Origin of the sequence: Streptomyces sp. NPDC006335 (assembly GCF_040612795.1) — a bacterium.
Taxonomy (GTDB): Bacteria; Actinomycetota; Actinomycetes; order Streptomycetales; family Streptomycetaceae; genus Streptomyces.
Map to the genome: position 1 here is coordinate 452,838 of NZ_JBEXQX010000003.1, position 19,735 is coordinate 472,572.

The following is a 19,735-nucleotide window of genomic DNA, read 5'->3' on the forward strand; positions in this document are numbered from 1 at the left end:
TATTTCCGTAATGCGGAAGTTAGTTTCTGCTTATTGGAAGATTGCCGTCGGGTCGAAGGCGTTGTCAAGAGGGCCCGACGGAAAACCGCACCTCGGGTTAGGTTGTGCGCGTGCGATTGAGAGTGGAGTTCACGACCGAACCCTTCGACCTCGACGAGGCCCCGGCGCACGCGCTCGTGGCCCGGGAGGTCATCGAGGCGGCCGAACTGGACGCGGTCGACGTCGGCCCGTTCGGCAACACGGCCGAAGGCGGCGCCGACGAGGTGCTCACCGCCGTGGACGCCCTGCTGCGCAGGACCCTGGCCGCCGGCGCCACCCGGATCTCCCTCCAGGTGAACGTGCTCGGGGAGGCCGACGCGTGAGCACCGACGAGCCGTTCATCGCGGCGGTCAAGCCGCTGGTCGACGCCATGGGCGGCGAGATGCTCCCGCCGGACGAGGCCGGCCCCGACGACGTCGTGCTCGCCTGGGAGGGCGCCGACGTGGTCGCCGTACGGCTGCCGCAGCTCGCGGACTCCCTCGATCACATCCTGGCCGCCATGGAGCGCAAGCAGGGCAAGCCGCTCGCCGACCTGGACCGCAAGGCCAAGCAGGAGGTCGTACGGATACTGGAGGCGCGCGGCGCCTTCTCCGTACGGCACGGCGTGGAGACCGTGGCGAGCGCCCTCGGGGTGAGTCGCTTCACGGTCTACAACTACCTGAACAGGGACAAAGCGTAGGCAGCTCACCCCGCCGGGTTTCGTAACCCCGAATTTTCAACAAAGTGTTGACGTGATGTCGCGTGGGGGCGTTAGCTGACTCCCGTGACTTCGACTTCCACGTCCCCCGGCCTGGCCCGGTTCAACGTCCTGGAGGAGCACGCGGCCCACGCCGTCCTCCTTGAGGCGTGCGCCTCGACGGCGTGGGTTCGGCGTCTGCTCGCCGCCCGCCCCTACGCGACCGTCGAGGACCTGTACACCACCAGCGACACCGCCATGGGCGAGCTGAGTGCCGACGACCTCGCCGAGGCCATGGCCGGTCACCCGCCGATCGGCCGCCCCAAGCCCGGTGACCCGACCTCCGCCCGCGAGCAGCGCGGCATGGCCGGTGCCTCCGAGGAGCTCAGGGCGCAGATGCTGGAGCTGAACCTGGCGTACCAGGAGAGGTTCGGCCATGTCTTCCTGATCTGCGCGACCGGCCGCACCGCCGAGCAGATGCGTGACGCGGTCAAGGAGCGGATCGGCAACCCGCCGGAGCGGGAACGCGAGATCGTCCGCACCGAGCTGGGCAAGATCAACCGTATCCGGCTCGCCCGCATCGTCGAAGAGGACGCCTGACCATGAGCACGAGCACCACCGCGTCCGTGTCCACGCACATCCTGGACACCAGCGTCGGCCGCCCCGCCCAAGCAGTCGCCGTCCGGCTGGCGGCCCGCGCCGGCCGGGACGCCGCATGGCAGGCCATCGGCGGCTCCGCGACCGACGGCGACGGACGGTGCAAGGACCTGCCGGCGCTGCCGGAGGGAACCACCCACGTACGGCTCGACTTCGAGGTCGAACCGTACTTCTCGAAGAAGCAAGCCGATGCGCAGCAGGACGCCCCCGCGAATCGGGACAGCGGTGCCGGTGTGTTCTTCCCGGAGGTGGCGATCACGTTCGCCGTCGTGCCGGGCGAGCACTACCACGTACCGCTGCTGCTCAACCCGTTCGGCTACTCCGTATACCGAGGGAGCTAGCAGACACCATGCCCACGATCCTGGGACAGAACCAGTACGGCAAGGCCGAGAACCGAGTCGTCAAGATCACGCGGGACGGCGCCACCCACCACATCAAGGACCTCAACGTCTCGGTGTCGCTCAGCGGCGACATGGACGAGGTCCACTACTCCGGCTCCAACGCCAACGTGCTGCCGACCGACACCACCAAGAACACGGTGTACGCGTTCGCCAAGGAGCACGGCATCGAGTCCGCCGAGCAGTTCGGCATCCACCTCGCCCGCCACTTCGTCACGAGTCAGGAGCCGATCAGGACCGCGCGGATCCGCATCGAGGAGTACTCCTGGGAGCGGATCGAGCACGGCAAGGAAGGCGCGCACTCCTTCGTCCGCAAGGGCCAGGAGACCCGCCTGACCCAGATCACGTACGACGGGTCCTCCTGGGAGGTCGTCTCCGGGCTCAAGGACCTCACCGTCATGAACTCGACCGACTCCGAGTTCTGGGGCTACGTCAAGGACAAGTACACGACCCTGCCCGAGGCGTACGACCGCATCCTGGCCACCGAGGTCTCCGCCCGCTGGCGCTTCAACTGGACGGACGACCAGCAGGAGACGCCGGACTGGGAGGCGTCCTACGAGCAGGTGCGGGACCACATGCTCCGGGCGTTCGCCGAGACGTACTCGCTCTCGCTCCAGCAGACCCTGTACCAGATGGGTGCGCGGATCATCGAGAACCGCGACGAGATCGACGAGGTCCGCTTCTCGCTGCCCAACAAGCACCACTTCCTGGTCGACCTGGAGCCCTTCGGCCTGAAGAACGACAACGAGGTGTACTTCGCCGCCGACCGGCCCTACGGCCTGATCGAGGCGACCGTCCTGCGGGACGGCGTCGAGCCGAGGATCCCGGTGGACCTCACCAACCTCTAGCAACTCCATCGCGGCACCCGCGGCCGGGCAAGGGCTCCGGAACGGCCCTCCGGCCGCGGCACTCAAACTCCCGGGGTCCTGCCGTGCCCTCTCCACCCCAGCGCAAAGGACGAACCATGGCAGCAGACCGGCGCATCGTCATCGAGAACTGTTCGATCGCGACCGTGGACGCGCACGACACCGAGTACCCGAGCGGCTACGTCGTCATCGCCGGCAACCGCATCGAGTCGCTCGGCGCGGGCAGGGCGCCGGAAGGCCTGGAGAACGTCGACCGCCGTATCGACGCCACCGGCCACCTGGTGACACCCGGCCTGGTCAACACCCACCACCACTACTACCAGTGGATCACCCGGGGCCTGGCCACCGACCACAACCTCTTCAACTGGCTCGTCGCCCTCTACCCGACCTGGGCGCGCATCGACGAGCAGATGGTCTACGCGGCGGCGCAGGGCTCGCTCGCGATGATGGCCCGCGGCGGCGTCACCACCGCCATGGACCACCACTACGTCTTCCCCGCCGGCTCCGGCGACCTGTCCGGCGCGATCATCCGCGCCGCCCGCGAGACAGGCGTCCGCTTCACCCTCGCCCGCGGCTCCATGGACCGCAGCGAGAAGGACGGCGGCCTGCCCCCGGACTTCGCGGTCGAGACCCTGGAGGGCGCCCTCGCCGCGACCGAGGCGACCGTCAAGGAGCACCACGACTCCTCCTTCGACGCGATGACCCAGGTCGCCGTCGCCCCCTGCTCACCCTTCTCGGTCTCCACCGAACTCCTGCGTGAAGGCGCCGAGTTGGCCCGCCGCCTCGGCGTACGGCTGCACACCCACGGCTCGGAGACGGTCGAGGAGGAGCAGTTCTGCAAGGAACTGTTCGGCATGGGCCCCACCGACTACTTCGAGTCCACCGGCTGGCTCGGCGAGGACGTGTGGATGGCGCACTGCGTCCACATGAACGACTCCGACATCGCCGCCTTCGCCCGGACGAAGACGGGTGTGGCCCACTGCCCCTCGTCCAACGCCCGTCTGGCGGCGGGGATCGCACGGGTCCCGGACATGCTCGCGGCCGGCGTCCCGGTCGGCCTCGGAGTCGACGGCACGGCCTCCAACGAGTCCGGCGAACTCCACACCGAGCTGCGCAACGCCCTGCTCATCAACCGCCTCGGCGCCCACCGGGAAGCGGCTCTCAACGCCCGCCAGGCGCTGCGTCTGGGCACCTACGGCGGCGCCCAGGTCCTTGGCCGCGCGGCCGAGACCGGTTCCCTGGAGGCGGGCAAGCTCGCCGACCTGGTGCTGTGGAAGCTCGACACCCTCGCCCACGCCTCCATCGCCGACCCGGTGACCGCGCTGGTCTTCGGTGCTGCGGCACCGGTCACGGCCTCCTTCGTGAATGGTCGTCAGATCGTCGAGGACGGACGCCTGTTGCACGTCGACGAGGACGCCGTGGCGCGCTCCACCCGGGAACAGGCCCAGCGCCTGGCCCGCATCGCCGGTCACTGAGTCCCGTACGGCATCGATCTCCGGCCGGGAGGGACGGCTCCCGGCCGGCGGCCGTGGACGCCTTTGTGGTGTCCGCGGCGGCCGTGCCCGGGGCGCGTGTTGGACGCACGCGCCCCGGAACGGTCCCCGTTCCCGGTCCCGCACGACCACTCGCACCACCTCCATGAAACCCACGGCACCGCCTCTCGGCAGCCGTGTAACCGCCCGGAGGCGAGCCGCAGTGTCAGTCCACCCCGTCGACGAAAAGCTCCCCGCTCTCAAGATGGCGACCACGGGCCTCCAGCACGTGGCCGCCATGTACGCGGGAGTCGTCGCCCCGCCCCTGATCGTCGGCGCGGCCATCGGCCTCTCCGCCGCCGACCTCACCTTCCTCACCGGCGCCTGCCTGTTCACCGCGGGCCTCGCCACCTTCCTCCAGACCCTCGGCATCTGGCGGATCGGCGCCCGGCTGCCCTTCGTCAACGGCGTCACCTTCGCCGGTGTCGCCCCCATGACCGCGATCGTCGCCTCCACCGACGACAGGTCCGACGCCCTGCCGGTCATCTTCGGCGCGGTGATCGTCGCCGGACTCCTCGGCTTCCTCGCCGCCCCCTTCTTCAGCAAGGCGATCCGCTTCTTCCCACCGGTCGTCACGGGCACCGTCATCACCCTGATAGGCGTCTCGCTCCTGCCGGTCGCCTTCGGCTGGGCACAGGGCCCCGACCCCGCGGCACGGGACTACGGCTCCACGACCAACCTGGGCCTGGCCGCCGGGACGCTCCTGATCGTGCTGCTCCTACGACGCTTCACGCGGGGCTTCGTCAAGCAGGTCGCCGTGCTGCTCGGCCTGGTGGCCGGCACCCTCCTCGCGATCCCCTTCGGCGCGACGGACTTCGCCCCGGTCGCCGACGCGGCCGTCGTCGGTTTCCCGACCCCGTTCCACTTCGGCGCCCCGCAGTTCCAGCTCGCCGCGATCCTGTCGCTGTGCGTGGTGATGGTGGTCTCCATGACCGAATCGACCGCGGACATGCTGGCGTTGGGCGAGATCGTCGAACGGCCCGCCGACGAGCGGACCATCGCCGCGGGACTGCGCGCCGACACCCTCGGCTCGGCCGTCAGCCCCCTCTTCAACGGCTTCATGTGCAGCGCCTTCGCGCAGAACATCGGGCTCGTCGCGATGACGAGGATCCGCAGCCGCTACGTCGTCGCCACCGGCGGCGCCTTCCTGGTGCTGATGGGCCTGTGCCCCATGGCCGCCTCGCTCATCGCCGTCGTACCGCGTCCGGTGCTCGGCGGCGCCGGAGTGGTCCTGTTCGGCTCGGTGGCCGCCAGCGGCATCCAGACCCTGGTCAGGGCGGGCCTGGACAAGGACAACAACGTCCTGATCGTCGCCGTGTCGCTGGCCGTCGGCATCATCCCCATCACCGCGCCGGAGTTCTACCACGCCTTCCCCGAGACCGCGAAGATCGTCCTGGACTCGGGCATCTCGACCGGCTGCGTCGCCGCGGTGGCGCTGAACCTGGTCTTCAACCACCTGGGCCGGGGCGAGGACGCCCAGGAGGTCACCCACCCCATGGAGGCCGTCCCCGCTCAGCCGATCTCGTAACTGTCCCCGTACACCCTCCACTTGAGCGGTGGGTCCAGGTCGAGATTGCCCTGCTCCAGGAAGACCCGCTGGGCCGTCTCGACCCGGCTCACGTCATGGTGCGCGGCCTCCTGCTTCATCGCCCTCACCCGGGCGTCGAGGAAGGCGTGGAGAAACGTCGTCTGGGCGCCGCCTTCGGCGGGGGTGTCCGCCCGCTCGCGGGCCCGGTCCCGGATGCCGCCGAAGCTCAGGGCGTCGGCGCCGGGGCCGTGCATGACCATCGCGTCGTAGTAGATGAACTGGCCGAGCGTGCCCAGACCGTCCCGCTTGGCGCGCGCGACCGCCGGGTCGAAGTAGCCGCGGTCCCGCTCGTCCCGCTGTGTCGCGCGGAACTCCGAGGTCCTCGCAGCCTCCCGCCAGGCCGAGGGAAAACCCGGGTCAAGCCCGTCGTGCGAACCGGTGCCGTCCACCGCGCGCAGCGCGGGCAGATACGGGGCCAGGGGGTTGTCCGGGACCCGCCGCGTGTAGAGCTCGACCAGCGCCAGCATGTCGCTCGTACCGGAGCAGAAGCCGATGATGCCGGCGGTGTAGCCGCGGCCGTCCCCGATGTCCTCGATGTACGCGTACTGCGCCTCCCAGTCCAGCGAGGAGTTCTCCGCGCTCGACACCAGCCGCATCGCGAGGTCCTTCTTGACCGGGTCGTCCAGCTCGGCCGGGCCCGAGGTCTCGGCGGACGGCCACCGGGCGCTCAGCACTCCGGCTCCGAGGACGGCCAGCAGGGTGCGGCGGGCGGCAGCTCTGGACAGGAATGCCACGTCGTCTCCAAGTGGGGCGCCGGGAAAGGGCATTGAGAGTCGCACGCCGGCTTGGGAATGCCCTGAGGGGGCGCCGGCAGGTCACTGTGAAGGCGGATCACGGTCGGTCGATCACCTGGCAGGCGCGGGGAGCGGGAAGCCGTCCCGAGAAGTAGGAGCGCGGCGGGACGCCCATCAGGGTGCGGAAGTCGGACGTCATGTGGGACTGGTCGTAGTAGCCGGTGACCGCGGCCAGTTCGGCCGGGGCCAGCTCGGTGGCACGGGCGAGCACGGTCCGGACGCGGTCGATGCGGGCGTAGTGCTTGGGCGAGAGCCCGACCCCCTCGCTGAACAGCTTGCGCAACTGCCGCTCGCTGACGGCGAGTTCACGGGCGACCTCGCTGACATGACCGGGTGTGCGGCCCGAGCGGACGGACAGGGCGGCGACCGCGGCCCGCAGGAGTTCGGCGCGCGCCCCGTCGGCCGCGCTGGGCAGCCGGTCCGGGAGGACGTCCGCGAGCCGGACGGCCACGTCCTCGGGCTCCAGCCGCCCCAGTTCGTACGCCAACCGCCGCGCGGCCGGGCCCGGCAGCGCGCCCAGCGGCACGATCCGTCCGACGAGGTCGGCCGCGGGGACGCCCAGCAGCGGCCGGGTCGTGCCCGGCGCGAGCCGTACCTCCACACAGGACACGTCCCTCTTGCCCTCGTGGTACGTGGCCCGGACCCGGGGCCCCGAGACCAGCAGGGTGGGCCGGCCCCGCGCCTCGCTGCGGACGATCACCTTGGTCGTGGGGTCCGGCAGCCGGACGAACGGTTCCCGGGGATCCGCCTCCACGGCCAGGACCCCGATCCCCGCGATCCACGGACCCAGCGGGTCGGGAGTGCGCGGGCCGCGCTCGGAAACGGAGTTGGTCACGCATCCACCGTAAGCGCGGGGCCCGGGGCTCCGGGCGCGCGAAACGTGCCGGAATCTCCTATCGGCGCGGGCGGTACCGCGCCCACCGTGGTGCCCATGATCCTTGTCACGGGTGCCACGGGCACCATCGGAAGTGATGTCGTACGACGGCTCCTGGCGCGCGGCGAGAAGGTGCGCGCCCTCACCCGCGACCCGGGGCGGGCCGGGCTGCCGCCGGGAGCGGAGGCGGCCCGGGGGCACCATCGCGACCTCGACTCCGTGACGTCGGCCGTGGCGGGCGCCGACGCCGCCCTCCTCGTGGGTGTCTTCGGTCCGGAGGACGCCGACAGCGACCGGGGGATGGTGGCGGCGGCCCGGGCGGCGGGGGTACGGCGCGTGGTGAAGCTCTCCGCGATCAGCGCGGGGGACCCGAGGACGGGCCTGGGCGGGATCGCCCATGGACACGGCGAGGAGGCGGTCCGGGAGAGCGGCCTGGAGTGGGTGATCCTGCGGCCCTCGGCCTTCGCGTCGAACACGTCGAGCTGGGCGGGGGCACTCCGCTCGGGGGAGCCGGTGCCGAACATGCTGGGCTCGGGCCGGCAGGGGGTCGTGGACCCGCGCGATGTCGCCGAGATCGCGGCCGAGGCCCTGGTCGGTCCGGGGCACGCGGGGCGGACGTACACCCTGACCGGCCCCGAGACGCTCAGCCCCCGGGACCAGGCGGCCGTGCTGGGGGAGGTGCTCGGCCGCCGGGTCGAACTCCGTGACCTGACCCCGCTCGAGACGCGTGCACGGCTGATCGCCTTCGGCTGGAGCGAGGAGTCGGCCGACGGCATGCTGCGGAGCATCCGTTTCGTGGCGGAGGGAGGGAACGCGGTGGTCACGCCGGATGTGAGCGAAGTACTGGGGCGCCCGGCGCGGACGTACCGGGAGTGGGCGCAGGCCCACGCGGGGTTGTTCGGCGGGGGAGGGGGCGTGGGCTGACGCCGAGATCCCGACTGAGGGCCGGCGGGGGCGGGGGCCGAGGCTGGATCCTGACTGCGGGTCGGCGGGGGCCGGTCGCGCAGTTCCCCGCGCCCTTCGGGGCTCGGCTGCCGGCACCGCGACCGCCCCACCCAGGGGCGCGGGGAACCGCGCGACCAGCCACGGCGAACCCGTGGCCGCGAGACACAGAGCGCGTCCCCTCCGAAGGCGGCTCATCCCTTCGTACGCGGCCGCAGCGCCACGGCAGCCAACACCAAGGCGCCCACCGCTATCCCCGTCCCCGCCCCGAACGCCAGCTGATACCCCTCAGCCGTGGCCGCGACCAGGGCCGTCCCGTGCTCCAGCAACCCCTCCGTCCGGTTCGCCGCCAGCACCGAAAGCACCGCGAGGCCCAGCGAACCCCCCACCACCTGCGTGGTGTTGAACAACCCGGACGCCAGCCCCGCGTCCTCCTCCCGCGCCCCCGACATGGCGAGCCCGGTCAGCGCGGGCATGGCCGCCGCGAAGCCGACGGACAGCAACAGCAGCGGCGGAAGGACGTCCGCGAGGTACGAACCGTCGGCGGGGGCACGGCTCAGCAGGGCCATCCCGGCGACGATGAGGGCGAGTCCCGCCAGCAGGACCCGGTACGCGCCGAACCGCCCGATGGTCCGTGCCGACAGCCCCAGCATCAGCACCCCGATCGCGACCGGCGCGGGCAGGAACGCCGTACCGGTGAGCAACTCGCCGAATCCCAGGACACGTTGGACGTAGAGCGCCCCGAGGAACTGGAATCCGTACATCGTGGCGATCATCAGGATCTGTACGGCGTTCGCGCCGGAGAGCAACCGGGAGCCGAACAGCCGCAGTCGCAGCAGCGGGCGGGCGGCACGGGCCTGGCGCAGGACGAACGCCGTGAACAGGGCGACGGCGGCCAGGCCCAGGAACAGCGTGGTGGCCGGCGCGCGGTCGCCGGACCCGACGATCACGTACACCGTCAGCATCAGCGCCCCCGTCACCAGCGCGGCTCCCGGAAAGTCCGCACCCCGGCCGAGCCCTTCGCCGTCCTCCGGGGCGAGCACCCGGACGGCCGCCACCAGGGCGACGATCCCGATCGGGAGGTTGATCAGGAAGATCCAGTGCCAGTTCAGGGCCTGGGTCAGCGCCCCGCCGAGGAAGGTGCCCAGCGCCCCGCCGGCTGCCCCCACCGCGCTGAACACCGCGATCGCGCGGGCCCGTTCACGCGGCTCGGGGAACAGCGCGACCAGCATGCCGAGCACCACGGCCGAGGTCATCGCCCCGCCCACGCCCTGAAGGGCACGCGCCGCGATCAGCATGCCCTGGCCGGTGGCCACCCCGCACAGCACGGACGCCGCCGTGAACACGGCGAGCCCCGCCGTGAACATCCGCTTGCGGCCGACCAGGTCGCCGAGTCGGCCCGCCAGCAACAGCAGCCCGCCGAACGGGATCAGATAGGCGTTGACCACCCACGCGAGGCCCGGCCCCGAGAAGCCGAGGTCGCTCTGGACGGCCGGCATGGCGACCGTGACGATGTTGCCGTCCAGGATCGTCATGAGGGTGCCCGCGCACAGGACGACGAGAGCCGTCCAGCGGGAGTACGTCCGGTGCGGCGTTCGCGTCGGGGTTTCGACGACGGCTGTCATGGTGGCGTGGCCTCCGCGTTTCCATGGGTTCCGACAAGTGGCTTGTTCCGACAAGTGGCTTTGGTGCACGACTTGTAACGGGGAACATCGTCAGTGACCATGGGGAGCGCCGTAAGGAGGCAGTTCGATGTCCCAGAGGAACACCGGTGTAACCGTCCAGGTGGTGAACGCGCACGCGTGCCCGGTGCGGGAAGTTCTTGACAGGGTCTCCGGCAAATGGAGTGTGCAGATCCTCGTCGCGGCCGCCCACGGGCCCATCCGCTTCACCGAGTTGGAGCGCAGCATCGAGGGCATCAGCCGCCGCATGCTGACCCTGACCCTGCGCAACCTGGAGCGCGACGGTCTCGTCACCCGCACCGTCCATCCGACGGTGCCGCCCAGGGTCGAGTACGAACTCACCCCGGTCGCCCGCGAACTGCACGAGACCCTGCAACGCCTGACCGACTGGGCCGAGCGCAACAGGGTCTACATCGCCGAGGCCCGGGCGGCCTACGACGCCGAGCGGGAACCGGAGCCGGTCTGAGCTAGAAGAGGCCGGGGTCCGTGGCCAGGCCCTTCAAGACCTCACCGGGGTCCGCGACCAGGCGCCGCTCCTTGAGGTCCATCAGCCCGCCGACCGCGGTGATCTCGGCCGCCACCGTGCCGTCCTTCTTGCGGATGGTCTGCCGTATGCGGAAGGTCTTGCCCTCGCCCCACTCGAAGGCGCAGGTCACCTCCACCTCGTCACCGGCCAGCAGCTCGCGCCGGTAGCTGATGGTGGTCTCCAGCGCCACCGGGCCCACCCCGCTGCCGATGAGCTCGGCCTGGGTGATCCCGGCGGCCCTGAGCAGCGACCAGCGGGCGTGCTCCGCGTAGTTGAGGTACACGCTCTGGTTGAGGTGGCCCTGCACGTCCGTCTCGTACCCGCGCACGGTCACCGGCACGGAAAACGGCTCGCTCACGTCAATCCCCTCTCACGCCAAGGCAGTTGCCGGACCCGATCCTGACATGTGCCCCCTACACCCGGCGCGGCGAGGCCAGCAGGTACCGGGCCCTGGTCCGCGGTTCCGTGTACTCGCCGACCTGCCAGCCGGCCCGCTCCAGGGTGATCGCGCAGGCCCGCAGTGTCCCGCCGTCCGGCGCGTGCACGGCCACGGCCTCGGGCTGCGGGGTCGCCCGCACCCGGTAGCCGGGCGCGCCCCCCGCTTCCGGCGCGTGCCCGGCCGCCTCCAGCGCCAGCGCGGTCGCCTGCACCAGATGCGCGCGCTCCCAGCCGCACGGCCGGTCCGTGGCCCCGTCGGGGTTGGTCATCCGGCGCAGCTCCAGCAGCCCCTGCCAGGCGCTGTGCACCTCGCGCGCCCGGGCCGGACCGCTGTCGGCGGCCTCCTCGGTGCCGCCGACGTGCGCGGCGAACACCCCGGAGGCCGGTTCCGCGGGCCGCTCCGGCTCCTCCTCGACCGTCTCCCGCACGCGGTGCCCGGCCGGTGTCAGGAAGTGGTCGTGGGGCGGCCGCGGATGCCGGAAGGCCAGCCCGCGCTTCACCAGCGCGTCCAGCTGGGCCTCAGTGCCCCTCAGCCGCCCGGTGACGGGATCGGCGGCGTCGATGACAAGCCGCTGCGCGGCGGTGGGCGGTCGCGACACGGCGTGCTCCTTCCGGGGGAGGGGCCGTACGACGGGCCGTACGGATCACTGACCCCTCCGCTTCGAAGGCTACGACGGGGGTCTGACATTCCACCCGGCGATCACCGGCCGCCCGTGCTCGGTGCCCAGCCGGCACAGCGTCCCCGTCGCGAGCTGGAACAGCGCCCCGGCCGAGGCGGGCAGACCGAGCCGACGGGCGGTGAGCACCCGCAGGAAGTGGCCGTGTGCCACCAGCACCACGCACCCCTCGGTGTTCGCGTGCGCCGCGTCCACCTTGGCCAGCACGCGGTCGGCCCGTTCGCCGACCTGCTCCGGGCTCTCCCCGGGGTGGTCGGGCGGGCCGGGCGCCACTCCGTCCGTGAACAGGAACCAGTCCGGACGCTCCCGCTGGATCTCGACGGTGGTGACGCCCTCGTAGCCGCCGTAGTCCCACTCGCGCAGATCGACGTCGACCCGCAGGTCGTGCAGCCCGATGAGTTCGGCGGTCTCCCGGGCCCGCTGGAGGGGGCTGACGAAGGCGGCGCCGATGCGGTGGGAACGGATCAGCGGCACCAGACGGCGCGCCTCCTCCCGGCCGCGCTCGGTCAGCGGCACGTCCGTCCAGCCGGTGTGCCGCCCGGACCGCGACCACTCGGTCTCCCCGTGCCGCACCAGAAAGAGATCACCCACAGGCCCGCCCTTCCCGCTCGTCTTCCAGCACGGTCCCACACGGCTCCCCAGCCGCGCAGGACGAACTGGGCCGGACGGCCAGGGGTGGGCGGGCCAGGCGGGAAAGCCGGGGCCCGCCCCCTGTTCCCCAACGGATCGGCCGACCCTTCATCCCGCCCCGCGAGCCCACCCACATCCGCCCCGTGACTCCAGTCCAGCGGTCAGGCGGACATCGACCGACCCCCCGGCCAAGGCCCGCCACCTTGCTCGGCGCCCACCTTGCTCGGCGCCCACCTTGCTCGGCGCCCACCTTGCTCGGCGCCCACCTTGTTCGGCACCCCGCCTCACACCCCCGGCAACCCCTGCACGGACTGCGCGAGCTGCCCCACCGCCACGACCAGGGGAGTCACCGGCTGCACGAACTCGTTGAGGCGGTCGAGGGCGCGGCGCAGGACGGTCGGCTGGGGGTCGGGCTCGTCGAGCTCCTCGCGGAGGCGGCGCAGCTCCCTGGTGGTGGCGTCGGGGTCGGCCAGGGCCGCCCGGTGCTCCTCCAGCAACCGCTCGACGTACGCGAGGAGTTCGGCCGTACGCTCGGCGTCCTGCGGCTGGAAGGAGACCGAGCCGGAGAACGCCTGGGCGCCGTGGCCCACGGCCTGGTTGCCGACGTAGTGGGTGCCGCCGCTGATCATGACGCCGTTGTTGACCGGGGGGTCCTGGCGTCCGTCGTCGTTGCCCATGATGAGGATCTCCTGCTCGCCGGAACTGACTGCAAGAACTACTTGCCGGAGCCACCGACGGCGCCCGTGGCCGCCGCACCGGGCTGCGCGGGGACGTTCTGCGTGGCGGTCGCGCCGGTGCCGATCGCCTGGTTGCCGATGATGCTCGTCCCGCCCTGCTGGATGAGCCCCTGGTTGAGGATGGTCTGCTGCTGGGCGCGGAAGTCGGTGATGTCGTAGCCGCGCACCTCGAGGAACTCCCGGATCGCGGCGAGGGTGTGGCGCTCCACCAGGGACGTGATCCGTCTGGCGTCCACGACCTGGAAGTAGTTGTGGTAGTTCGGGCTCAGCGCCAGCTCCCGGATGCTCACCCGGGCGCCGAAGTCGTAGACCGGGTCCTGCTCCAGGGCCTTGAGCTCGTCCGCCATCCGTCTGTTGTGCCGCTCGTCGAAGTAGGCCTGCCGCAGTGCCTTGAACGGGGCGGCGTAGAAGGCCTTCCCGGTGCGGGGGACGGCGTCGAGCAGCAGTCCGCGCCGCGCCGCGGGGGACAGGGGCCCGCGCAGCCGGTCCACGGCGTGGTACTCGGCGTGCACCGGACCGAGCACATGGTTGCTGGAGTGCAGGTGGAGCGTCCGTCCCGTGGTCGAGAAGTGCAGGAACACGCTCGGCACCACGTCCCCGCCCCACAGCGGCACATGGACCGCCAGATAGTGGCGGACCGCACCGGTGGGACGCTCGGTGATCCGCTCGACCTCGTCGGCCGACAGCCGGGCCGCCGGGGCGAGGCTCCTGGCCCTGATGAACCGCTCGTCGTCGCCGATGCTCGTGCCGCTCGCGAAGACCCGGTCCTCGACGACGAGGGAGGTGAGGGACTGCGCGAGGTCCGCCGCCGTCCCGTCCTCCGTGCCGAGGGCGGCGGTCGCCCGCAGCCGCGCGCGTACGTGGTCGACGAGCTCGGTGACGGTGAACGGCTCCGGCCCGGCGGGGCGCGGGATTCCGCCCATGGGGTCCCCGGCGGCCAGCAGCGGCACGGCGAGCGCCCACTGCGAGGCGGCCTTCGCGTAGCCGATGAAGGGCGTGTACCCGCTGTACACCGTGACGTTCCCGTCCTGGGCCTCCCTGATGGCCGTCAGCCGCTCGGCCATCCACTTGCGCCGCGGCACGGTGGGCCGGGGCTGCCGGGCGAAGGCCTCGCGGGTCATGGTCGTGCGCAGCAGCCGGTCGACGGCGAGGTCATGGCGTACGACGGTGACGTACGCGAACGCCACCGTCGCGAGGGACAGCAGCACGGCCGGGACCCCGGCCAGATAGGCGCCCAGCAGCCAGCTCACGAAGCCGGGGGCGGGCAGCGCCGAGACGAGGACGCCGAAGGCGAAGGCGACGAGCACCGTGATGCCCGCCGTGATGGCCGTGCCCACCAGCACCCTGCCCTCGGGCTGGTGGCTGCCCCGGGTCGCCCGGCTGGGCCGACCGCCGGCCCACTGGCTCGCCGACAGGAACACCGTGACGAACACCAGCCACAGGGGCGCGAACACCGCCAGGACCACGAAGGCCGAGGTCAGCCGCAGATCGCGGCGGTGGCGCAGCTCCTGGGCGGTCAGACTGTGCCGCACCACCGCGACCAGGTCGACGTCGGGCGAGGCCGCCACGGCTCCGGCCTCGTCGGCCAGGAGGTCCTCCACCACCCGCTCGGCGAAGCTCTCGTCGACGTAGGCCGCGGCGCACAGGTACCGGGTGACGTCACCCGGCGCGCTCCCGACCGGCATGTGGACCGGCGCGGTCGTCATGCCGAGCCCTCCCTCTCTCCAGCGGCGGAGCGGCGCCGTGACGGCGCCGACGGAGCTTGTGACCCGGGCCCCCCGCGGCCCACCGGTCAGGAGCACGAGCAGTACGCCCGCCACCAGGCCGAACAGCAGGCCGCTGGGCAGCAGGTAGTCCAGCATCATGTCGGTGGGCGGCAGCCGTACCTCGGGGACGAAGGCCTCGTGCAGGCCCCACCACACGAGGGTGGACGCCACCGAGACGAACACGCCCACGACGAGACAGCGCAGCACGCCCGGCTTCCCGCGGACCGACATCCGCCACAGGAAGAAGGCGAGGCCCGCGATCAGGAACAGGACGGCGAGGTCGTTCACCACCAGTCCGGCCGTCGTGCCGTACTGCTCGTTCGAGGTGTCCCAGCCGGGGACGAACGCGGCTTCGAGCAGTCGGCGCAGGGTCTTGCTCTCGGACCCCTCGATGTAGAACTTCCGCTCGTAGAGCTCCCGGACCGGCCCCTGGACCCACGGACTGCCGAGGAGACCGAGGATCAGGACCAGCAGCGCGAGACGGCCGCGTAAGGCCGAGGGCGGGTCCGAGGCACGGCGACGAGACGACAACACCCGGGATCCCCCCATCCCCCGACCCTGCGGATCAGTGGCCGCACTCTATGGCATCCCCGCTCTGCCCGACCACGAATCCCGCCAACACCACCGGCTACTGCCGGTATCCGCTCAGGAACCGTCCGATCCGCCCGATCGCCGCCTCCAGGTCCTGCGCGTGCGGCAGCGTCAGGATGCGGAAGTGGTCCGGGGTCGGCCAGTTGAAGCCGGTGCCCTGGACGACCTGGATCTTCTCCCGCAGCAGCAGGTCCAGGACGAACTTCTCGTCGTCGTGGATCTTGTGGACCTTGGGGTCGAGGCGCGGGAAGGCGTAGAGCGAGCCCTTCGGCTTCACGCACGAGACACCGGGGATCTCGTTGAGCCTCTCCCAGGCCACGGTGCGCTGTTCGTACAACCGGCCGCCGGGCGCGGTCAGTTCGTGGATGGACTGGCGGCCACCGAGCGCGGCCTGGATGGCGTACTGCGCGGGAGCGTTGGCGCACAGCCGCATGGAGGCCAGCATGGTCAGGCCCTCCAGGTAGTTCCTGGCGTGCTGCCTGGGCCCGGTGATCACCAGCCAGCCCGAGCGGAAGCCCGCCACCCGGTACGTCTTGGACAGACCGCAGAAGGTCAGCACGACCAGGTCGGGGGCGAGCGCGGCCACCGAGTGGTGCACGGCGTCGTCGTAGAGGATCTGGTCGTAGATCTCGTCGGCGAAGACCATCAGGCCGTGCCGACGGGCGAGGTCGAGGATGCCCTCGATGATCTCCTTCGGGTAGACCGCGCCGGTCGGGTTGTTCGGGTTGATGATGACGACGGCCTTGGTGCGGTCGGTGATCTTCGCCGCCATGTCGTCCAGGTCCGGGTACCAGTCGGCCTGTTCGTCGCAGAGGTAGTGCACCGCCTTGCCGCCGGCGAGCGTGGTGACCGCCGTCCAGAGCGGGAAGTCCGGGGCGGGGATGAGGATTTCGTCGCCGTCCTCGACCAGCGCCTGTACGGCCATGGAGATCAGCTCGGAGATGCCGTTGCCGAGGAAGACGTCGTCGACGCCGACCTCCAGGCCCAGGGTCTGGTAGCGCCCGGCCACGGCCCGGCGGGCGGAGAGGATGCCGCGCGAGTCGGTGTAGCCGTGCGCCTGCGGGAGCATCCGGATCATGTCCTGGAGGATCTCCTCCGGCGCCTCGAAACCGAACAGCGCGGGGTTGCCGGTGTTGAGGCGCAGCACGCTGTGGCCCGCCTCCTCCAGTGCGTCGGCGTGCTCGATCACCGGGCCGCGGATCTCGTAACAGACCTCGCTGAGCTTGCTCGACTGCCGGAACTCCATGCGCTGCTGCCTCTCCGGTTTCCTGTGTTGCTTGGTTTTACCAAGTAGGAGCTTGGAAAGTCCAACAACTTGTCTAGACTGCGTCGCATGTCACCTCGCCGAAGCTACGACCAGTACTGTTCCGCGGCCCGCGCCCTCGACGTCGTGGGTGACCGCTGGACCCTGCTGATCGTCCGGGAACTGCTGTCGGGCCCGCGCCGCTACACGGACCTGCACGCCGACCTGCCCGGCGTGAGCACGGACGTACTCGCCTCACGGCTGAAGGACATGGAACGCGACGGCCTGACCACCCGGCGCCGGTTGCCCCCGCCCGGCGCGGCCTACGTCTACGAACTCACCGCGCGCGGAAGCGAGTTGCTGCCCGTCCTCCAGGCCCTCGGCACCTGGGGCGAACCCGAGCTCGGCGAACGCCGGCCCACCGACGCCGTACGCGCGCACTGGTTCGCGCTGCCCCTGCTGCGCTTGCTGGAGGGCGAGGGACTCGTCGAAGTGCGGCTGGCGGAAGGGGAGTTCCACCTGCACGTCGGCGGGGTGCAGGGCGGTCCCGCGTACGGCGACGGACCGGCCCCCCGCGAGCCCGACGCCCGGCTGGTCCTGGACGCAGTGACCTGCGAGGCGCTCAGCCGGGGTGAGCTGGACCTGCCGGACGCGGTGCGGGACGGGCGGGTCGAGGTGACCGGGGACGGCACGATCGCCAAGGCACTGCGGGCGGAATGAATGAAGAAGGCCCGCCGGAGCGGGCCTTCTTGATGAACCGTCAGGCACCCGGTGGCACCCGGGAGGGGCGCCCCGAGCCGCGGGTCAGCGCGTATCCGCCGACCCCGGCCAGCGCGGCGAGCGCGCCGCCGAGCGCGGTCCACACCCACCGGTCGGACCACCAGCCGGAGGACCAGCCGTCCTCGGGCTCGATGGCGGACAGGACGGCGGAGGAGTCCTGCGAACCGTCCTTGTCCGCCTCGGACTTCACTGCGATGCCCGGCACCAGCGGCTCGGCCAGCGAACCGTCCACCGCCGCCGAACCGCCGATGTCCTTGGAGTCGACCCGGACCTCGGTGCCGACCGGGAGGCCCAGGTCGGCCGTGGTGAGACCGACGGCCGTCAGCCGGACGTAGTACGTGCCAGGCAGCGGGTCGTTGGCCCACGCCTCCGACCAGGCGCGGACCGTGCGCAGCGTGCAGGCCAGCTCCACCGAGGAGGAGTCCGCGGCGGCGGTGCGGGTCTGGGCGCCGTACTGGCAGGACTGGCGGCGGCGCAGTCCGTCGTACACGTCGATCTGCCAGGTCTGCGAGGCGTGGGTCTCGGGCAGCTTCACCGTCGCCTTCACGGTGGGGCGCTGTCCGGCGTCCGCGGGGAACGACCAGTACAGGTAGTCGCCCGTGGAGCCGCTCGCGGTGGCCGTCTGCCCCTGCTCGACCTCGGTCGCCGTACGGAAGGAGGTACCCGCCTGGGTGGGCGCGTCCCCGTCCGCCGAGGCCGAGTCGGTGGGCGTCGGCGAGGAGTCCGCCGCGGCCGGTGCGACGGCCAGTCCCAGCATCAGCAGAGAAGTGCTCAACACACGGATGATCCGCATCAGTTGGTCCTCCAGACCGCGACCCGCCAGCGTGACAGCCAGCCCCACAGGAGACCGGCGACGAAACCGGCGAGGATCAGCACGCCGAGCAGCCACCAGCCGCGCCCGAGGCCGAAGGAGGCCACGTCGCTGGCGTTCGACGGCCCGTCCACGACGTCGACGGTCAGCTCCAGAGGCAGACCCGGGGTGGTCTTCACCCCGGCGGCCGCCGAGAAGGAGTTGGTGACCTGGAGGCACACGGTCTCGGCCGGGGCGTCCTCGTCGTCGCTCTCCGCCTTCGGGTACCTGAGCCCCGTGGAGATCACGTCCGTACGACCGTTGCCCGCGCCCTCGCCGCGCACGATCTCCCGGCCGTGCACGGTGACCGCCCGCAGCAGCACCCCGTACGAGGGGTTCACCGCCCGGTCGGCTCCCACGCTCACCGAGGCCCGCAGTTCCTGGCCCGGGTCGACGTCCACCCGGTACCAGCGCTGCTGGGTGAACTCCTCGCGGTCGGTGTACAGCCCGGACTTCAGGGTGGGCGCCGTGGCGCAGGTGCCGGCGCCCTCGGTGGCCACCGGCGTCACCACCGGGTCGGCCGCGCGGTCCACCAACTGGTTGACCTTGTCGGAGAGTTCGTCGGCGTGCTCGACCGAGGTGTAGGTACCGCCGGTCGCCTCCGCGATGCAGCTCAGCTGCTGCCGCATCTTGGTGTTCGGGACCAGTCCGAGGGTGTCGATGGTCAGCCCGATGCCCTTGGCGGCGATCTCGCGGGCCACCTCGCACGGGTCGAGCGGGGCGCAGGTGTCCTCGCCGTCGCTGATCAGCACGATCCGCTTGGAGGAGGCGCTGTCGGTGAAGTCGCCTGCGGCCTTCAGCAGGGCCGGGCCGATCGGGGTCCAGCCGGTGGGGGAGAGGGTCGCGACCTGCGTCTTGGCCTCGGTGCGGTCCAGCGTGCTGACCGGGTAGAGCTGCGCGGTGTCCTTGCAGCCCGTCTTCTGGTTGTCGCCCGGGTAGTTGGCGCCGAGGGTCCGGATGCCGAGCTGGACCTCCTCGGGCGTCGCGTCCAGCACCTCGTTGAAGGCCCGCTTCGCCGCCGCCATCCGGGTGCCGCCGTCGATGTCCGCCGTCCGCATCGAGCCGCTCACGTCGAGGACGAGATCGACCTGCGGCGCGGTGCCGCTCGTGGGTTCACCGGCCACCGCCGCGACCGGGAAGGCGATCCCGGCCGTCAGGGCGGCGAGCAGGGCGCCCACTCCTGCCGCCAGCCGTTTTCTTGTGATCATCGCCGGATCCTATTGATCAGGTACGCCGGGCTCCAAAACGGCCGCTCACCGGGCTCCGGAGCGGGTTGCTCGCCGGACTCCCGGAACGGCCGCTTGCCGGGCTCCAAAACGGCCGCTCCCCGGCTCCGTAGCGGCCGTTCACCGAGCTCCGAAGCGGTGGCCGCTCACCGGTTTCGAGAACGCCCGCTCATCGGGCTCCGAAGCGGTCGATCACCGGAACTCCCGTTCACCGAGCTCTGGA

Annotated in this window: 21 protein-coding genes; 10 read left to right on the forward strand and 11 right to left on the reverse strand. The window is 71.5% G+C overall.

Features of this window, described 5'->3' with window-relative positions; genetic code table 11:
• Positions 1-110: 110 nt before the first annotated feature.
• From ABZ098_RS12765 to ABZ098_RS12795, 7 genes are all read left to right on the forward strand, one after another.
• Positions 111-362: a hypothetical protein gene (locus ABZ098_RS12765; RefSeq protein WP_356590113.1), complete on the forward strand. Its 252-nt coding sequence runs from the start codon at positions 111-113 to the stop codon at positions 360-362.
• A gap of 47 nt (positions 363-409) precedes the next feature.
• Positions 410-718 (forward strand): helix-turn-helix domain-containing protein, encoded by a 309-nt coding sequence (locus ABZ098_RS12770; protein WP_356590518.1) that lies wholly within the window; start codon positions 410-412, stop codon positions 716-718.
• Between the two features lie 84 nt (positions 719-802).
• Positions 803-1,315 carry a 2-oxo-4-hydroxy-4-carboxy-5-ureidoimidazoline decarboxylase gene (uraD, locus tag ABZ098_RS12775; protein ID WP_356590115.1) on the forward strand — a complete coding sequence of 171 codons (513 nt, stop codon included), beginning with the start codon at positions 803-805 and terminating at the stop codon, positions 1,313-1,315.
• Between the two features lie 2 nt (positions 1,316-1,317).
• Positions 1,318-1,713 carry a hydroxyisourate hydrolase gene (uraH, locus tag ABZ098_RS12780; protein WP_356590117.1) on the forward strand — a complete coding sequence of 132 codons (396 nt, stop codon included), beginning with the start codon at positions 1,318-1,320 and terminating at the stop codon, positions 1,711-1,713.
• 8 nt (positions 1,714-1,721) lie between these two features.
• The gene (gene pucL, locus ABZ098_RS12785) at positions 1,722-2,618 is read left to right on the forward strand and encodes a factor-independent urate hydroxylase (protein WP_356590119.1); all 897 of its coding nucleotides are present in this window, start codon (positions 1,722-1,724) and stop codon (positions 2,616-2,618) included.
• Between the two features lie 116 nt (positions 2,619-2,734).
• Positions 2,735-4,111, forward strand: coding sequence for an 8-oxoguanine deaminase (locus ABZ098_RS12790; RefSeq protein ID WP_356590121.1), 1,377 nt, complete (start codon positions 2,735-2,737; stop codon positions 4,109-4,111).
• Between the two features lie 220 nt (positions 4,112-4,331).
• The gene (locus ABZ098_RS12795) at positions 4,332-5,696 is read left to right on the forward strand and encodes a nucleobase:cation symporter-2 family protein (protein ID WP_356590123.1); all 1,365 of its coding nucleotides are present in this window, start codon (positions 4,332-4,334) and stop codon (positions 5,694-5,696) included.
• Here the strand turns inward: ABZ098_RS12795 and ABZ098_RS12800 are convergent.
• Together ABZ098_RS12800 and ABZ098_RS12805 are read right to left on the reverse strand one after the other, a co-directional pair.
• Positions 5,681-6,490: a chitosanase gene (locus tag ABZ098_RS12800; protein WP_356590125.1), complete on the reverse strand. Its 810-nt coding sequence runs from the start codon at positions 6,488-6,490 to the stop codon at positions 5,681-5,683. The two genes, ABZ098_RS12795 and ABZ098_RS12800, sit on opposite strands and share 16 nt — an antisense overlap.
• A 97-nt stretch (positions 6,491-6,587) precedes the next feature.
• Entirely contained in the window at positions 6,588-7,385 is a 798-nt protein-coding gene (locus tag ABZ098_RS12805; protein ID WP_356590127.1) for a helix-turn-helix domain-containing protein, read from the reverse strand.
• 87 nt (positions 7,386-7,472) lie between these two features.
• Here ABZ098_RS12805 and ABZ098_RS12810 point away from each other — a divergent pair, with 87 nt between their 5' ends.
• On the forward strand, positions 7,473-8,348 hold the full coding sequence (locus ABZ098_RS12810) for an NAD(P)H-binding protein (RefSeq protein WP_356590520.1): 876 nt from the start codon (positions 7,473-7,475) through the stop codon (positions 8,346-8,348).
• A 212-nt stretch (positions 8,349-8,560) separates the two neighbouring features.
• Here the strand turns inward: ABZ098_RS12810 and ABZ098_RS12815 are convergent, their stop codons facing one another.
• On the reverse strand, positions 8,561-9,991 hold the full coding sequence (locus ABZ098_RS12815; protein ID WP_356590129.1) for an MFS transporter: 1,431 nt from the start codon (positions 9,989-9,991) through the stop codon (positions 8,561-8,563).
• Between the two features lie 127 nt (positions 9,992-10,118).
• Here ABZ098_RS12815 and ABZ098_RS12820 point away from each other — a divergent pair, with 127 nt between their 5' ends.
• Complete coding sequence (locus ABZ098_RS12820) at positions 10,119-10,514, forward strand: helix-turn-helix domain-containing protein (RefSeq protein WP_356590131.1); 396 nt, start codon at positions 10,119-10,121, stop codon at positions 10,512-10,514.
• Between the two features lies 1 nt (position 10,515).
• Here the strand turns inward: ABZ098_RS12820 and ABZ098_RS12825 are convergent, their stop codons facing one another.
• The 6 genes from ABZ098_RS12825 to ABZ098_RS12850 all read right to left on the reverse strand — a co-directional run bounded on the left by ABZ098_RS12825 (position 10,516) and on the right by ABZ098_RS12850 (position 16,659).
• Positions 10,516-10,932 carry an acyl-CoA thioesterase gene (locus ABZ098_RS12825; RefSeq protein WP_356590133.1) on the reverse strand — a complete coding sequence of 139 codons (417 nt, stop codon included), beginning with the start codon at positions 10,930-10,932 and terminating at the stop codon, positions 10,516-10,518.
• A gap of 55 nt (positions 10,933-10,987) precedes the next feature.
• The gene (locus tag ABZ098_RS12830; protein ID WP_356590135.1) at positions 10,988-11,611 is read right to left on the reverse strand and encodes a hypothetical protein; all 624 of its coding nucleotides are present in this window, start codon (positions 11,609-11,611) and stop codon (positions 10,988-10,990) included.
• A 69-nt stretch (positions 11,612-11,680) separates the two neighbouring features.
• Positions 11,681-12,280 carry a histidine phosphatase family protein gene (locus tag ABZ098_RS12835; RefSeq protein ID WP_356590137.1) on the reverse strand — a complete coding sequence of 200 codons (600 nt, stop codon included), beginning with the start codon at positions 12,278-12,280 and terminating at the stop codon, positions 11,681-11,683.
• A gap of 323 nt (positions 12,281-12,603) precedes the next feature.
• Positions 12,604-12,996 (reverse strand): hypothetical protein, encoded by a 393-nt coding sequence (locus tag ABZ098_RS12840; RefSeq protein WP_356590139.1) that lies wholly within the window; start codon positions 12,994-12,996, stop codon positions 12,604-12,606.
• 38 nt (positions 12,997-13,034) lie between these two features.
• Entirely contained in the window at positions 13,035-15,356 is a 2,322-nt protein-coding gene (locus ABZ098_RS12845; RefSeq protein ID WP_356590141.1) for a hypothetical protein, read from the reverse strand.
• Between the two features lie 94 nt (positions 15,357-15,450).
• A complete protein-coding gene (locus tag ABZ098_RS12850) occupies positions 15,451-16,659 on the reverse strand; it encodes a pyridoxal phosphate-dependent aminotransferase (RefSeq protein ID WP_356590143.1) in 1,209 nt (402 codons plus the stop codon).
• 87 nt (positions 16,660-16,746) lie between these two features.
• Between ABZ098_RS12850 and ABZ098_RS12855 the strand changes: the two genes are divergently transcribed.
• On the forward strand, positions 16,747-17,376 hold the full coding sequence (locus ABZ098_RS12855) for a helix-turn-helix domain-containing protein (protein ID WP_356590145.1): 630 nt from the start codon (positions 16,747-16,749) through the stop codon (positions 17,374-17,376).
• Between the two features lie 40 nt (positions 17,377-17,416).
• On the opposite strand, the gene ABZ098_RS12860 is transcribed toward ABZ098_RS12855, so the two are convergent.
• Both ABZ098_RS12860 and ABZ098_RS12865 read right to left on the reverse strand, forming a co-directional pair.
• Positions 17,417-18,229, reverse strand: a complete 813-nt coding sequence (locus tag ABZ098_RS12860) for a hypothetical protein (protein WP_356590147.1) — start codon at positions 18,227-18,229, stop codon at positions 17,417-17,419.
• Entirely contained in the window at positions 18,229-19,494 is a 1,266-nt protein-coding gene (locus ABZ098_RS12865) for a VWA domain-containing protein (protein ID WP_356590149.1), read from the reverse strand. Before ABZ098_RS12865 ends, ABZ098_RS12860 begins: the two co-directional genes overlap by 1 nt.
• Between the last annotated feature and the right edge of the window lie 241 nt (positions 19,495-19,735).

Bases quoted from the DNA above. Each gene is read 5' to 3' on its own strand.
- ABZ098_RS12770 (WP_356590518.1), top strand. From the start codon at position 410: ATGGGCGGCGAGATGCTCCCGCCGGACGAGGCCGGCCCCGACGACGTC.
- uraH (WP_356590117.1), top strand. From the start codon at position 1,318: ATGAGCACGAGCACCACCGCGTCCGTGTCCACGCACATCCTGGACACC.
- pucL (WP_356590119.1), top strand. From the start codon at position 1,722: ATGCCCACGATCCTGGGACAGAACCAGTACGGCAAGGCCGAGAACCGA.
- ABZ098_RS12790 (WP_356590121.1), top strand. From the start codon at position 2,735: ATGGCAGCAGACCGGCGCATCGTCATCGAGAACTGTTCGATCGCGACC.
- ABZ098_RS12815 (WP_356590129.1), bottom strand. From the start codon at position 9,991: ATGACAGCCGTCGTCGAAACCCCGACGCGAACGCCGCACCGGACGTAC.
- ABZ098_RS12820 (WP_356590131.1), top strand. From the start codon at position 10,119: ATGTCCCAGAGGAACACCGGTGTAACCGTCCAGGTGGTGAACGCGCAC.
- ABZ098_RS12840 (WP_356590139.1), bottom strand. From the start codon at position 12,996: ATGGGCAACGACGACGGACGCCAGGACCCCCCGGTCAACAACGGCGTC.
- ABZ098_RS12850 (WP_356590143.1), bottom strand. From the start codon at position 16,659: ATGGAGTTCCGGCAGTCGAGCAAGCTCAGCGAGGTCTGTTACGAGATC.
- ABZ098_RS12855 (WP_356590145.1), top strand. From the start codon at position 16,747: ATGTCACCTCGCCGAAGCTACGACCAGTACTGTTCCGCGGCCCGCGCC.
- ABZ098_RS12860 (WP_356590147.1), bottom strand. From the start codon at position 18,229: ATGCGGATCATCCGTGTGTTGAGCACTTCTCTGCTGATGCTGGGACTG.
- ABZ098_RS12865 (WP_356590149.1), bottom strand. From the start codon at position 19,494: ATGATCACAAGAAAACGGCTGGCGGCAGGAGTGGGCGCCCTGCTCGCC.